Origin of the sequence: Paenibacillus pabuli NBRC 13638 (assembly GCF_001514495.1) — a bacterium.
GTDB classification, from domain to species: domain Bacteria; phylum Bacillota; class Bacilli; order Paenibacillales; family Paenibacillaceae; genus Paenibacillus; species Paenibacillus pabuli.
In genome coordinates this window covers 769,939-782,140 of sequence record NZ_BCNM01000001.1, presented here as the reverse complement: position 1 = coordinate 782,140, position 12,202 = coordinate 769,939, and the positions used below count along the sequence as shown (strand labels likewise).

Annotated in this window: 12 protein-coding genes; 2 read left to right on the top strand and 10 right to left on the bottom strand. The window is 47.8% G+C overall.

Annotated features, from left to right (window positions below):
- Positions 1 to 69 precede the first annotated feature (69 nt).
- Together PPA03S_RS03040 and PPA03S_RS03035 are read right to left on the bottom strand one after the other, a co-directional pair.
- Entirely contained in the window at positions 70 to 795 is a 726-nt protein-coding gene (locus PPA03S_RS03040; protein ID WP_062319641.1) for a hypothetical protein, read from the bottom strand.
- Between the two features lie 24 nt (positions 796 to 819).
- Positions 820 to 1,800, bottom strand: coding sequence for a Gfo/Idh/MocA family protein (locus PPA03S_RS03035; protein ID WP_062319639.1), 981 nt, complete (start codon positions 1,798 to 1,800; stop codon positions 820 to 822).
- 162 nt (positions 1,801 to 1,962) lie between these two features.
- On the opposite strand from PPA03S_RS03035, the gene PPA03S_RS03030 reads away from it, so the two are divergent.
- Positions 1,963 to 2,571: a bifunctional transcriptional activator/DNA repair enzyme AdaA gene (locus PPA03S_RS03030; RefSeq protein WP_082703970.1), complete on the top strand. Its 609-nt coding sequence runs from the start codon at positions 1,963 to 1,965 to the stop codon at positions 2,569 to 2,571.
- Complete coding sequence (locus PPA03S_RS03025; RefSeq protein ID WP_062319637.1) at positions 2,568 to 3,386, top strand: SPL family radical SAM protein; 819 nt, start codon at positions 2,568 to 2,570, stop codon at positions 3,384 to 3,386. The genes PPA03S_RS03030 and PPA03S_RS03025 overlap by 4 nt, the downstream gene beginning before the upstream one ends.
- 85 nt (positions 3,387 to 3,471) lie before the next feature.
- On the opposite strand, the gene PPA03S_RS03020 is transcribed toward PPA03S_RS03025, so the two are convergent.
- The 8 genes from PPA03S_RS03020 to PPA03S_RS02985 all read right to left on the bottom strand — a co-directional run bounded on the left by PPA03S_RS03020 (position 3,472) and on the right by PPA03S_RS02985 (position 11,931).
- A complete protein-coding gene (locus tag PPA03S_RS03020) occupies positions 3,472 to 4,578 on the bottom strand; it encodes a Gfo/Idh/MocA family protein (protein WP_062319635.1) in 1,107 nt (368 codons plus the stop codon).
- Positions 4,579 to 4,644: 66 nt separating this feature from the next.
- Positions 4,645 to 5,373, bottom strand: coding sequence for a ThuA domain-containing protein (locus PPA03S_RS03015; protein ID WP_062319931.1), 729 nt, complete (start codon positions 5,371 to 5,373; stop codon positions 4,645 to 4,647).
- Between the two features lie 163 nt (positions 5,374 to 5,536).
- The gene (locus PPA03S_RS03010; RefSeq protein WP_062319633.1) at positions 5,537 to 6,709 is read right to left on the bottom strand and encodes a Gfo/Idh/MocA family protein; all 1,173 of its coding nucleotides are present in this window, start codon (positions 6,707 to 6,709) and stop codon (positions 5,537 to 5,539) included.
- Between the two features lie 37 nt (positions 6,710 to 6,746).
- Positions 6,747 to 7,793, bottom strand: coding sequence for a LacI family DNA-binding transcriptional regulator (locus PPA03S_RS03005; RefSeq protein WP_082703969.1), 1,047 nt, complete (start codon positions 7,791 to 7,793; stop codon positions 6,747 to 6,749).
- A 269-nt stretch (positions 7,794 to 8,062) separates the two neighbouring features.
- On the bottom strand, positions 8,063 to 9,139 hold the full coding sequence (glpX, locus tag PPA03S_RS03000) for a class II fructose-bisphosphatase (protein WP_062319630.1): 1,077 nt from the start codon (positions 9,137 to 9,139) through the stop codon (positions 8,063 to 8,065).
- 669 nt (positions 9,140 to 9,808) lie between these two features.
- Positions 9,809 to 10,327: an EVE domain-containing protein gene (locus PPA03S_RS02995; RefSeq protein WP_082703991.1), complete on the bottom strand. Its 519-nt coding sequence runs from the start codon at positions 10,325 to 10,327 to the stop codon at positions 9,809 to 9,811.
- A 23-nt stretch (positions 10,328 to 10,350) separates the two neighbouring features.
- Positions 10,351 to 10,917 carry a DinB family protein gene (locus tag PPA03S_RS02990; protein WP_062319627.1) on the bottom strand — a complete coding sequence of 189 codons (567 nt, stop codon included), beginning with the start codon at positions 10,915 to 10,917 and terminating at the stop codon, positions 10,351 to 10,353.
- A 66-nt stretch (positions 10,918 to 10,983) separates the two neighbouring features.
- Positions 10,984 to 11,931 carry a helix-turn-helix transcriptional regulator gene (locus PPA03S_RS02985; protein ID WP_062319626.1) on the bottom strand — a complete coding sequence of 316 codons (948 nt, stop codon included), beginning with the start codon at positions 11,929 to 11,931 and terminating at the stop codon, positions 10,984 to 10,986.
- Between the last annotated feature and the right edge of the window lie 271 nt (positions 11,932 to 12,202).

Below are 12,202 nucleotides of genomic sequence, written 5' to 3'. Positions count from 1 at the left end.
TGGTCATGCGTACCTTACGTACCTTATTTAAACCTTCATGAATGAAGTGCTGCCTGTAGTTGTTGCAACTCAGGTGTTTTTACCGGGTTTCACAATATGGAGCATCGTGTGTGCTCCCCGCTGGAATTCGTATGAAGTTTTCACTTCAGATGTGATATATCCGCGTTCTTCCAGTATAGCCTTTAGTTCATCCATATGCTCATAACGTTTGCCAGACAAGTCTACCGTAGGAAAAATCCGCAGCTCCCGCTTGGTCACACGCAATAACTCAAGGATCGTCTCAAGATGGAACTCCGCATCCAGGCGATCTGCATACGTAAACAGGAAATGCGCAGACAATGTCAGATCGAATTGTTCATTGGCAAAAGGTAACTCCGGCAGTACAGAGGCCACATAATGGTCAGGAAAACGTCTCATATCCGCTACACAGTCGGTCATTGCACGTCTACGTTCTTCTTTCAAGCCAAGGATCGAACCGAAATCATCCCATCTATATTTGTCTTGTACCTGTTCCATTTGTTTCATCGTATGTTCAATATCCAGAAGTCCCTTCACTTCCAATTGGCCGATCTCATGTTCATAGGCGATATCTGCTGCCATGGGATCTGCACCCCGCTCCCGCGCATGATTACTGAATGAACAAACCCCGCCTGGACAATCAAGAATGGATTTCCCTTTAATTTCTTCCTCAGTCAGGTTGAACATCCTCATATATTCCTCGAAGGTTCGCCCGATAAAAATAATCTGTGCCAGCTCCAGGCCGGCTGCTCTGCTCTTCTGCTCATCTCTGCTCATCTCGTCTCAGCTCACTTTCCAGAATTAATCGTTAGGAAAAACAAGACCAATCTGCTGCCGGATCTGATCCATCACCTGCATGGTAACAAAGGAACGTTCATATGTGTTCATGTCCGATTCCTTTTTGCCCTGCTGAATCAGATTGACAAACTCCTCCACCTCATAATACATTGACGGGTGAATTTGCTCGACAGTGAGTTTTTCCACCGTTCCATCATTGTAGCGTATCTCCGCTTGTTCGGGTGAACCAATTTTGTCAATGATGATGCTGCCGCGTTCACCCATTATTTCGCTTGGAACATGAGAGTTGGAAATTTTGGAGTACGTCACTACCGCTTCCATCTCATCATAATTCAGAATGACACTGCCTTGTCCATCTACCCCAGATTCCAGCATCATTGCCTGGGACTGAACTTGTTTGGGCTCGCCAAACAGCGTAATCAATGGATAGAGACAATACACCCCAAGATCCATTAACGCTCCATTAGCAAGATCCGGTTTGAACGCATTCAGGACGATTCCTTCTTTATACTTGTCGTACCGGGAAGAGTACTGGCAGTAACTCGCCACATATTTACGTACCGGGCCAATTTTATGTAGGTGAGACTGTACCATTTTGAACGAGGGCACAAGGGTCGATTTCATAGCCTCCATGAGCAGAACTCCATGTTCTTTCGCTGTATCAATCATCCGACGAACCTCTGTCCCATTGGCAGCCATAGGTTTCTCGCACAGTACATGTTTGCCGTTTCTCAGAAACAACTCTGCCTGCTCGGCATGAAAAGTATTCGGTGTAGCAATGTACACGGCATCGAACCCATCACTCGTCGCCATCTCTTCCAGGTTAGTGAATCGAAGTGCAGCCTGATGCTGATCTGCAAATGCATTAGCTTTATCTTCAGTTCTTGAGTACACGGCGGTCAATTCGAATCCTTCGACTTGTGCAGCAGCCTCAAGAAGCCTCTCTGTAATCCAGTTGGTACCTACCACTCCAAAACGAACCATGCAATCTACCTCTTTCATAAATAAATTTCACGCTTAAACAGCTTGCCATCCTGTCCATTGTAGCCTATATTTCATTCAGATTGAAGGGAAGACCATTTCCAACATATTGATATCTTGCTTTTTTGCTTGAAACTTCGTCGATCTCCATGAATCAGGGGTATAATGAGACTTGAGGTGATTCTTTTGGAAAGTCACAACCCCTATCAAACAGATTCTGTACTTATAGATGAACAACAGTGGAATGCCATTATCCACAACGACAGCAGCTTTGACGGTAAATTCTATTACGGAGTCAAGACAACGGGTATCTTTTGTCGACCTTCCTGCAAGTCAAAAGCACCCAAATATGAGAATGTCTCTATTTTCAACAACCCCGAAGAAGCATTGGCACGACATTTCCGTCCATGCAAACGTTGCAAACCAACGGGCGAGCGAGTCCCTGATCAGGAATGGATTTCTGTTGTAACCGACTATATAGAGCATCATTTTGCCGAGCCCCTAACACTTGATATTCTTGCAAATGTGAGTCACGGTAGTCCATACCATCTGCATCGGGTGTTTAAACGGATTATCGGCCTAACTCCGGTGGAGTATATCCAGGAAAAACGAATCACCGAAGCCCGGAAATTGCTCGAAAGCACGGGGCTTACCGTATCAGATATCGGCCGTCAGGTTGGCATAGTCAATCCGGCCTATTTTATTACTGTATTTCGAAAGCATGCAGGATGCACTCCTGCCAATTACCGTGAACAAAGGCGTGATGAATCATGAAGACCAGCCTGGTACACAAAGTACCGAAAACGCTGCTGAACAAAGGAACCGGATTCCTTGATGGCTATACACATACCCTCAATCCCTATACTGGCTGCGCATTTGGCTGCTCCTACTGTTATGTAAGACAGATGCCAGTATCTTTATTTCGCCAAGAGCCCTGGGGCAGCTGGGTTGATGTGAAGCAGGAAGCATCCCAGGTGCTCGCGAAGGAGCTGAAACGCGCAAAAACGAAAGGGAAAGTCACCATCTTTATGTCATCCAGCACAGACCCGTATCAGCCCGTCGAATATAAGGAGCAGATTACGCGATCTTTGCTTGAAGTCATGGCCCAGCATCCACCCGATTTCGTATTGGTTCAAACCCGCAGTCCATTGGTGACCCGAGATATCGATCTGCTGCAAAAGTTGGGTAACCGTGTGCGTGTCAGCATGACTGTGGAAACGGATCTGGATGAGATCCGCAAGCAATTCAGTCCTGCAGCTCCACCAATTGCTGGCAGATTGCGAGCATTGAAACAACTGCGGGATGCGGGTATCCCCACACAGGCTGCTATTGCGCCAGTATTGCCCAGCAGCGAAAATTTTGCAGCCGTCCTGAGACCGCTCGTCCAGCGGGTATGCATTGACGATTATTTCATGGGAGATGGCAGTGAGGGCAAGCGCACCCGGAGACTTGGCATGGCATCGCTCTACCAGCAAATAGGCAAGGAAGACTGGTACAGCCCAGAGGCGTACAAAAGGGTAGCCGAGCGAATGAAAGCACATTTTGCGGAAAATGAAATCTGGATCAGCCAAGCCGGATTCGAACCCTAATCATGTTTGTGCCAAAAATGAAATAGCCCTGCTCCCCTTATATCGGGAGTCAGGGCTATATCTATATACAGTAGAGATTTATTAATTACTGATCCAGTGTGTACAGTGGCAGATCGGCCGGCAATGCAGCAGGACGCTGACATGTGCTCTTCATTTTATAGAATGTCTGTTCATCCGACGAATCATGGAATGCCCACATGGCTTCCAGCACATGGTAGGCCAGTTCTCCACTCGCCCGGTGAGCGCGTCCACTGTTCACCGCATAAGCCATATCCGCAACGCCGATGCCACGTGTATTCTCCTGGTACCCTGGAAGAAGAGGCACTTCGGTCCACTCCCGTTCACCCATTAACTGGTATCGAACCGGTCCGCCAAAAGTATTGGGATCAGGCACCTGCAGTGTGCCATGTGTGCCATAAACCTCAATCGGCGGCAAAGTACTTCCGCCAAAAATATCAAAGCTCGTAATCAGCGTACCGATCGCACCCTGTTCGAACTGCAACAAACCGGCCACATGCGTTGGAATTTCGACAGGGATAGTCTGCCCTCTCTTTTTCTCGCTGGTAATGGTTCGTTCTTCCATGGCTTTGCCCGTCATGCCTGCAATGGCCTGGATAGGTCCCAACAATTGTACCAATGCGGTGAGGTAATAAGGCCCCATATCGAACATCGGCCCACCGCCAGCAGCATAATAAAACTCCGGATCAGGATGCCAGTGTTCATGCCCACGAGCCATCATAAATGCGGTAGCTGCCACTGGTTTACCAATTACACCATCCTCCACCAGCTTGAGCGCAGTCTGAATGCCTGATCCAAAGAAGGTCTCAGGCGCACAGCCTACGAGCAAACCTTTGCGTTTAGCCATTTCAAGCACAGCCTGGCCCTCTTCTCGTGTGACAGCGAGTGGTTTCTCCACATAGACATGCTTGCCTGCTTCAAGTGCCCGCAGGCATACATCCGCATGAACGGCAGGAATCGTCAGATTGATAATTAAATCTATCTCGGGGTCTGCCAAAATTTCATCTACCGAATATACGTTAGGAACATTGTAGGCCGCCGCCTGCTCCTCTGCCCTGCTCCGGTCAAGGTCTGCAACCGCAACTAGATCGAGCACCTCAAACCGGTGACAATTTTCCATATAAATTCCGCTGATTTTACCGCAGCCAATAATGCCGACTTTCATTGTTTTCATGCCTGGGCTCCCTTCGTATTCCAACTTGATATAGCGCTTTCAGAACAACCTTTACATTAAAATGAATTAATGATTCTGATTATCTGCCATTCCTGTGTAAACCTCTGTCACTGCGTCCGTACGGCTCTGCGCAAGCGCTTTGCCTGCGGCAGTCCATTTAAATCCACTACGCATCATCTCGGTCACTTGCTTCATTTCCACAATATCTGCATGGTGTCCAAGCGAGTTGTAGAATACACGGCCTGCTCCCCAGCGTTTGGTCCAAACGACTGGCATATCCACTGGGCCATTCGCTGCATGAGGACCGTTAACGATTGGAAAACGTGTCGTTGCCAGCACTTCCACAGCAGGGTCCACGTGCAGATAGTACTGTTCACTTTTCACCTGGAAGTCTTCAATATGGTCCAAGAGCGGACTGGAACCGCGCTTCATGTTCACCGTGTATTCCACGCCGTCGTTCCCCGGATGAGCAACCCACTGTCCGCCCGTCATGAACTGCCAGTCAACATTGTTGCGAAACGCATCACACATCCCGCCGTGAAGACCCGCAAGACCCACGCCGCTCTGAACAGCCGCAGATACGTTATTGACCAGCTCTTGTTCAATCTGCCCCATCGTCCACAGCGGAACGATCAGGTCCAGACCCAACAGTTTCTCTGCATCGGCGTAAGCATTCAGTGTATCTGATACTTCAACCTCAAATTGTTCTTCCTTCAAAATGCGTTCAAAAATCGCTGCTACCTGCTCCGGTTCATGTCCATCCCAGCCGCCCCATACAATTAGTGCCTTGCTCATTCCCATCACTCGCTTTCCGAAAGTTAAGTTATTGTCAATCTGTCGGACCTTACACAACATTCAAGATCTCTCCAAGGTTTACATCCCAGCTTGTATCCAGCTTTATATATTTCAAATGGAGTGGCCACATAATGTCCACGTCACAATTCAAGTGATTGAACACTCACATCTCTTCCAGCGACACCCAGCGACGCTCTGTAACGGAACGTTCCACTGCCTCCAATATTGCTTGACAGGCAACGCCATCATGGAAATTCGGCTGTGGCTGACGACCTTCAGAGATGGCGGTAACCAGCTCCAGCATTTCATGTGTGAACGTATGCTCGAATCCGATCGTGTGCCCCGCAGGCCACCATGCCTCAGCATATTTGTGGGCCGGATCCGTCGCCAGAACACGGCGGAAACCCTGTACGTCTTCCTCGTCCTTTGTAAAATACACTTCCAGTTCGTTCATTCGTTCAAAATCAAAACGGACGCTGCCCAGACTGCCATTGATCTCAAACGAATTCGTACTGCGGTGACCTGCTGCAAAGCGTGTAGCCTCGAAGCTTCCCAATGCACCATCTGCAAACCGTGCGAGGAACAACGTAGCATCATCTACTGTTACTTCGCCCTTCGGCGCATCAGCATTCGAACTGCCTTTGGCGCTAAGTCCAGTCATTTCCGAGGCAAGCGGCCGCTCTTTGATGAACGTTTCGCTCATCCCGATCACTTCCTTGAATTCACCCACCAGGAAACGTGCCAGATCAATCAGGTGTGCGCCAAGGTCACCATGCGAGCCGGAACCCGCCACTTCCTTTTGCAGACGCCATACCAGCGGGAATGAAGGGTCCATAATCCAGTCCTGAAGGAAGAATGCGCGGAAATGATAGATTTTGCCCAGACGGCCGCTTTGTACCAATTCTTTGGCCAGCTGTACAGCCGGAGAGAAACGATAGTTGAATCCGACCATGTGCGCGACGCCTGCTTCTTCCGCAGCCTGTAGCATTTCACGCGAATCAGCAAGCGATAGAGCCAGGGGCTTTTCGCAGAACAGATGTTTACCCTGACGCGCAGCTTCCAGTGCGATTTCCTTATGGGCATCACTTGGCGCGTTAATATCGATCAGATCGATATCATCACGCCCTACCAGTTCACGCCAGTCTGTTACACTCTCAGACCAGCCGAACTGGCTGGCGGCTTCCTGGACTCCCTTCTCGTTACGTCCACAGATTACCGACATCTTAGGCTGTAACGGAGCTGACGGGAAAAACATAGGCAGACTTCGATAAGCGTTGCTGTGAGCTTTTCCCATAAATTTGTATCCAACCATTCCGACACGAAGACGATTTGACATGGTCATTTCCTCCTTTGGAATATAACTAGCTAATGTATTAATTACGGATTGAAGAGGCACGGATAATCAGCTCTGTAGGCAGCAACTGCCTTGCCGTTTCCAAGGCGACTTCAGCTTTCACAATGGAAGCGGATGCTCCCAATGATTCATGGATAAGCTTGGATGCTGCCAGTTCTCCCATTTCATAAAAAGGAACCCTGACACTACTCAGCGGTGGAACCGCCATCTCAGCCGCATCGGAGTCATCGTAACCCACAAACGCGGGGAAGTTCTGAACCTTGATACCACGCTCACGCAAGCCATGCATGACACCGATCGCCATCCGATCATTTGCTGCAAATACAGCATCTATCTCGTCAATCCGAGACGCGATGGTAGCTGCCGCCTCCACTCCGCTTCGTCTGCTGTAATTCCCCTCCAGCATCAGGCTGGAATCCAGCTGCATTCCCGCTTCATTCAATCCGATCTGAACCCCCTGAAGCCGCTCCTGACTATTGGAATAACTGTCCGGTCCATTGAGAAAAGCAATATTTCGGTATCCCTGATCGGTAAGGTGGCGTATTGCCAGCCTGCTGCCTTCCACATGATCGGCATCCACTTCCATGAATGATTCTCCTGCAAAATGCTGGTTCATGATGCAGAATGGATGTCCTTCCTGCTGAAGCTGCTGCATGGCTGCAATTTCCCCATGATCATTTCGCGCGCCGAGAATGATGCAAGCATCCACTTTTTGACGGCGGAACAGATCCGTATAATTCATCACTTCACCCGGTGTACTGAACATGACCAGCAGGTCCATGCCGCTGTCCCTGGCTTTGCTCCCAATGCCGCTCAGCATTTCCGAGAAGAAATACGCCGAGAACAAGTGCGCTTTCGGAACGTAGGGTAATACGACGCCGAGGTTACCACTTTTACTTCTCGCAAAGCTGCGGGCCAGTGCACTGGGCACGTACCCCAGTTGCTCGGAAGCTTCGAGCACTTTACGACGTGTTTCTTCTTTAATAGGACCAACGCCATTAAGTACTCGTGACACTGTAGCTTCGGATACACCAGCAAGGTCAGCCACTTCTTTACGGGATGCCATGGAATTCACCTCCTTCACATTCCCTGAACACATGCACAACAGATGCAATTGTTTAAAAAATAATATTTATGTACGCGCGTACATTTTCTCATGTGTTGTAACCGTTGTCAATGCTTTTAACACAAAAAAAGATGAGGATTTGTGTAAACAAAGCCCTCATCTTTTACGTACGCCATTTGCTTGTAACTTGTCCAATGATACCTGTTAATTCAGTTGGCTACCCAGAGGTTAGAACGGACCCGCCAAACCAACAACAGGCTGACCTTAATTTAAGTCGTCACCTTGTTACTGACAGATGATTGAATGAACTCAGCCTGTTCCAAAATGGGAACTTGGCCTGTAATGCGATCCGAAGGCTCGGGTGTCGATTGAAGCTGCCGCACTTTATGCAGCACTTCCTTATTGGGAAGGAAATGCTGAGAACGGATGAAACGAATGGTTTTGGTTTTGGCACGCATGACAATGGAATCGGTCTCTGCACGGTCATCTGCGAGGTAACGCACACCGCCAAGGATTTCCCCTGGGGTAACACCTGTTGCTGCAAAAATAACATCTTCCGTGCCGATCATATCCTGCATCGTTAATACTTTGTAGGGATTATCGATTCCCATCTGCAAACAGCGCTGGAATTCGTCTGCGTTCGCGGGCATCAGACGGCCTTGAATCTCGCCGCCCAGACAGGACAGTGCAGCTGCAGCAAGCACACCCTCCGGTGCTCCTCCCGATCCGACATACAGGTCAATCCCCGCCTCCGGGAAGGCAGGTGCCATTGCGCCCGCAACATCACCATCACTGAGGAACTTGATCCGCACCCCAACTTTGCGCAGTGTTTTGATCGTGCTCTCATGCCGGACGCGGTCCAGGATCATGACCGTTAGATCCGAGATATTTTTGTTCAATGCTTCAGCGGCTTTCTCCAATGTCACCTCAACCGGGTCTTCGATACTGACCTTGCCCACCAAAGCCGGCCCTACAGCCAGCTTCTCCATGTACATATCCGGTGCGTGGAGCAGGTTGCCTTTTCCCGCCACTGCAATAACCGATAAAGCGTTGTTCAGGCCCTTGGCTACGATCTCTGTACCTTCCAATGGATCTACAGCCACGTCAACTTCGGGCCCCTCAGCGTTCCCAACTTGCTCCCCGATATACAACATGGGTGCTTCATCCATTTCTCCTTCACCGATTACCACCGTGCCGCGAATGGACACGGAATCGAACATGGCGCGCATAGCCAAAGTAGCCGCCTCATCTGCACTATTCTTGTCACCCCGCCCCATCCAGGGTGCTGAAGCTAACGCAGCCAATTCTGTTACTCGGACAATTTCCAACGCCAGTTCGCGTTCCATTTTTCCCACTTCCTTTCCAGTTTCCAAAAGCATACATTGAAAGCGGTACTAAATCCATCGCAAATCCATATCAAATTGATCTAAAACAGATGCATTGGTTCTATATTGGAAATCTTATCCATTCCTATTGATATCTCCAAATGAATAAGTTTACACAGCTTTAAGGCATTCATTTATTGATCTATTTCAACGAATTATTTCTGATTTGAACAGTTTTATCATCTTATATTTTTCAAGCTTCCATTATTTTGCGTTGATAGCGTAAAAGGGGCATGCTACTATACTTTATTTCTTATAACAATATTAATACAATACTAAACCTGCTTCAGTAAAGAAATATTCGGTTCATTCTCACATTTATCGAAAACGATTTACAACCAGGTCCGTTGAGCTGCACTTCACCGCCAAATGAACAATATTGAAGACATTATAAGAGGATATTACTTTCGAAAATCCAAGCTGAAAATCCACCTAAATCCGGAACTGTCCACCCCTTAACATCGTTATCAATATAGATGCAGCTTATGGAGGTCATCGAAAATAATAAGTTTACATAATAAATTTTACGTTACTTAAATTTCAATTCTTTTATATTTTTTTTAAAAGGTCGATTTTCCTATCTGTATTCACCACATAAGTATGTCTTGCTTGTTGTCCAAACTTTGCAATTTAGCGACTTTCAATCTCGGCCCCCAACATGGCAAATGCAATTTTCAAGAAATCTTCTTTCTGAATTTGCAAATGTCCGTATCGAAAGCGATATCCCCAACGTGGCTGTCCCCGAGTAAGGGTCAGTTGATCCAGCAAATCGGCGATCCTCACCGTTTGACAAGAAAAATATTGGATATTCCTCCGATACGGTATAAAGGAATCTGACATGTGGAACGTATACACCTGATGGTCTACTACACGTCCTATCGCAGTAAATGCTTGAAGTACCTTGCCCCCTTGCAAGCTTGTTCGCGGCGAATAATAGATCAGCCAGTCTCCTGCATTCATTTTGCGCAGAGAAGCTGCCTTGCCGTGACAGAGCTGGGCGAAGCCCCCTTCTACCCCTTTATCTACATGTGAGGCTGACACGACGCCGATCCAGTAGCGGTTTCCCTCTTCCGATTCTGCTTCGATATCTAACTGATGGGCCAGGAGCTCTCTCGTATGAATCTGCTGAATGTCTTTACGATTTGCCATCAAATCATGTTCTGCCTGTTCATTCATCTCTGCTCACGTTCTTCCCATGCCATTTTCAGACGCTCAAGCTGTAACAAATGATGACGATAATGCATCTCCACCAACACAAACCATTCCTCTGCGTTCAAACCGCCGAACCTGGGATGTGGCAGCGTAGATTCCAGCGTTGTTCCTTGAAGAAGGACTTCCATTCTCCGCATTTCATCCCGTACCTCACTGAATCCTTGTATTATGGATTCTCTTCCATTCGGTTGAAGGGGGGTATACTCAGGAGAAGCAGGTACTTGGATACGTATCGGTGGAAAACTTCCTTGTGCAAAAATAACTTCACCCGCTTCTGTTTTGCCCTGATCTGTCTTCTTGACTGTCTTCTCGTCTGCGCTTATACAAAGCCGAACATTGGCTAAATGCAATTTCATCGCAGACTGAATTAAATGCTGGTACATCTGGCCCACCGACCAGTCCATCTCACTGGGTTTGTAGCTTAACTGAGCATCGTTCATCAGCTCCAGTTCCTGCAAATAACGTTCCAGCGTTAGTTCAAAATCACGTCTAATCTCATGATGGTTCCTTGTTCTTGTCGTTTCCATACCAATACACAGCTCCTTCAATCGGTTATAAACCGATCATACAAAAACACTACTGACAGCGTTATGTCAGTAGTGTTTAAGAAGATTGCTTGCTTCCTCGCGAATCCGGTTTCTTAATGATTCGGGTTCCAAAACCAGAGCCGAGGCTCCCCAGCCAAGCATCCATTGCAGCACGTCCTCTGGATGCCTCACACGAAAATCTGCGTATAATCCATCGGTTTGCAATTCTGCTTTCTCCATGTAGTAATTATTCGCTTCAATCACTCTGTCTGCAATTCGACCATGAAACCATGCACGGACATAAACATCACGGTTGTCAGGTGGGGAGTAGCTATGAATATTAAAACCGGGAGGAAGCTCGTACGGATCTGTGCTAATCTCCAGATCACTCATGCGGGATATACGAAAATGACGAATCTCCTGCCGCAAATCGCATCGGGCAATCAGCATCCATGAACCTTGCATCCACAGCATCCCGTAAGGAGAGGACATACGAATGGTCTTTTGCACGGTTTCATTAACCGTTCCAGGCTTATGGTAATGAAAGCGGATTTTGAGCTTACGCTGCATTGCGGTTCGAATGACACCCATGTGTTCGATCTCTCGCTCACGTGCATCACTGTCCGCTGAACGAAGGAGACGGATACCCTGTCGTATCTGTCCCACCTCTTCCCGAAGAGGGCCAGGCAGGATTGCTTCAATTTTGGAACGGGACGTAAGAGATGTACTCTTGTAATAGTGATCGAAGCGCTGTTCTACAAAATCAAGCCCGATCAAAAGTGTAACTGCTTCTTCAGCGGTAAAGCTGATCGGAGGCAAAAAGTAACCTTCCATAAGTGAATACCCTACGCCAGGTTCTCCCACGACAGGAACACCAGCCTCACATAACGCCTGAATGTCCCTATATATCGTTCGGACGCTTGTTTCAAACAAGAGGGCTAAATCTTCCGCACGTTGAACCTTCCCCCGCTGCAGTTCAAGTACGATGGCCAGCATACGATCTGATTTGTTCAAGAACCACCCCTCCTTGATGTAATATCAAATACACGAATCTTCATTGGACATTTATTATAAGTAACATATGGACAAATGAAAAGCATTCTGACGAACAAGTCCTCACTGTGCCCGTGTCCACTCTTTTCGTAAGATATTTCATTGAACAACAAAGACCAACCCGCAGAGCATAAGTTGGTCTATAAAAATTCTTATGATTCTGAAATTCAGAGACAATCTTAGTCCCCTCTACTGCCCTCACATTAGTAAGCCATAACGAGATAGGAATTGA

What these genes read in the sequence shown, in the direction of transcription:
- PPA03S_RS03040 (WP_062319641.1), bottom strand. Translation starts at nt 795, where the DNA reads ATGAGCAGAGATGAGCAGAAGAGCAGAGCAGCCGGCCTGGAGCTGGCA.
- PPA03S_RS03035 (WP_062319639.1), bottom strand. Translation starts at nt 1,800, where the DNA reads ATGGTTCGTTTTGGAGTGGTAGGTACCAACTGGATTACAGAGAGGCTT.
- PPA03S_RS03030 (WP_082703970.1), top strand. Translation starts at nt 1,963, where the DNA reads ATGAGACTTGAGGTGATTCTTTTGGAAAGTCACAACCCCTATCAAACA.
- PPA03S_RS03025 (WP_062319637.1), top strand. Translation starts at nt 2,568, where the DNA reads ATGAAGACCAGCCTGGTACACAAAGTACCGAAAACGCTGCTGAACAAA.
- PPA03S_RS03020 (WP_062319635.1), bottom strand. Translation starts at nt 4,578, where the DNA reads ATGAAAACAATGAAAGTCGGCATTATTGGCTGCGGTAAAATCAGCGGA.
- PPA03S_RS03015 (WP_062319931.1), bottom strand. Translation starts at nt 5,373, where the DNA reads ATGAGCAAGGCACTAATTGTATGGGGCGGCTGGGATGGACATGAACCG.
- PPA03S_RS03010 (WP_062319633.1), bottom strand. Translation starts at nt 6,709, where the DNA reads ATGTCAAATCGTCTTCGTGTCGGAATGGTTGGATACAAATTTATGGGA.
- PPA03S_RS03005 (WP_082703969.1), bottom strand. Translation starts at nt 7,793, where the DNA reads ATGGCATCCCGTAAAGAAGTGGCTGACCTTGCTGGTGTATCCGAAGCT.
- glpX (WP_062319630.1), bottom strand. Translation starts at nt 9,139, where the DNA reads ATGGAACGCGAACTGGCGTTGGAAATTGTCCGAGTAACAGAATTGGCT.
- PPA03S_RS02995 (WP_082703991.1), bottom strand. Translation starts at nt 10,327, where the DNA reads ATGGCAAATCGTAAAGACATTCAGCAGATTCATACGAGAGAGCTCCTG.
- PPA03S_RS02990 (WP_062319627.1), bottom strand. Translation starts at nt 10,917, where the DNA reads ATGGAAACGACAAGAACAAGGAACCATCATGAGATTAGACGTGATTTT.